This is a genomic window from Aetokthonos hydrillicola CCALA 1050, assembly GCF_017591665.1.
Classification (GTDB): Bacteria; Cyanobacteriota; Cyanobacteriia; order Cyanobacteriales; family Nostocaceae; genus Aetokthonos; species Aetokthonos hydrillicola.
The window spans coordinates 1-1,086 of record NZ_JAAKGC010000446.1; the positions used below are offsets into that span (position 1 = coordinate 1).

Here is a 1,086-nt window from a genome sequence, read left to right on the forward strand (position 1 = left end):
AGCGCTACTCGCACGTTTCCAGAACCATACGTTACAAATTTGGGAAAAGCATGGCATCCGCCAAGCCGGATTCTGGACAACGTTAATCGGCGAGAGCAATCAGCAGCTCACGTACATGCTCGCCTGGGACAGCATGGCTGACCGTGAGGAGCGCTGGAACGCATTTCTTGCTGACCCTGAATGGATCGCAATCCGCAACGAGACAGAGAAGAACGGCCAACTTGTGCGGAACATCAGCAACTCATTGCTAGCACCGACCGCCTTTTCCTCAGTGAAGTGAGCAGCGAACTACGGAACTTGAACCCGTAGCATCTGGCACGTAAACTCCTCCTCACCATCACAATTGATAATGCGGGCAGACAATACGTAACCACAGAGTAATAAGCAAGCCGTTTTGTGAACCCAAGCTGCTTTTCACAGTAATCCTCAAAGGTACTGTAAAACTCCCTATAGAGTTTTCTATTCCTGATCTCCGTCAAAGCTTGGGCGGCACTTAGAAATCCTTCCTTTGCTTGCTGATCAAATTTCTCGAAGTCCTTCCTTTCCTCATCTGTCAGTGGTGGTTCTTTTGCTTCGACCTTCTCGGATTCAGAGACAATTTCTGGATGTACGGTTTTGACAATTGCTCCTGATTCCTCTTTACCAGCACCAGACCCGGTAACAGACTCACCCGCTATCAATTCAATTGCTCGGCTCTCTCCTTGAGAGAGTCTATTATCAGCGTCCCTGTCATCATTGCTAGACGTTGTTACTTCATCAGTAAGTACTACAGCGTCTTCTTTCTCTTCAAGTATTTGTGCTCGTGTCGTCTTTGCATTCCCATCTGGCGTATCTTGTTTCGTCGTCTTTCGTCTTGTTGCCATGGTGGTACAACATTCTCTCGACAATACTTTGATTATAACCAAACGCATCACCCAACCATGATGATTTATAGTTTCAAAAGCAGGCCATGCTTTTAGCGATATTTGTTCAATAACCCTATCCATACAAATAGTTGTGTTATCCCAGTTTAGGATCTAAAGCGTCTCTTAAACCATCACCTATATAGTTAATACTTAGCACAGTAAGAAATATTGCTGTACCAGG

General features: G+C 45.6%; 2 protein-coding genes. One reads left to right on the forward strand and one right to left on the reverse strand.

The features are described from left to right. Positions 1 to 280: NIPSNAP family protein (locus G4P69_RS38760; protein ID WP_208355361.1), on the forward strand; the 280-nt coding region annotated here is incomplete at its 5' end. Here G4P69_RS38760 and G4P69_RS38765 read toward each other — a convergent pair. Then, positions 234 to 986 carry a protein kinase family protein gene (locus tag G4P69_RS38765; RefSeq protein ID WP_208355363.1) on the reverse strand — a complete coding sequence of 251 codons (753 nt, stop codon included), beginning with the start codon at positions 984 to 986 and terminating at the stop codon, positions 234 to 236. The two genes, G4P69_RS38760 and G4P69_RS38765, sit on opposite strands and share 47 nt — an antisense overlap. Between the last annotated feature and the right edge of the window lie 100 nt (positions 987 to 1,086).

Bases quoted from the DNA above. Each gene is read 5' to 3' on its own strand.
- G4P69_RS38765 (WP_208355363.1), bottom strand. From the start codon at position 986: ATGGATAGGGTTATTGAACAAATATCGCTAAAAGCATGGCCTGCTTTT.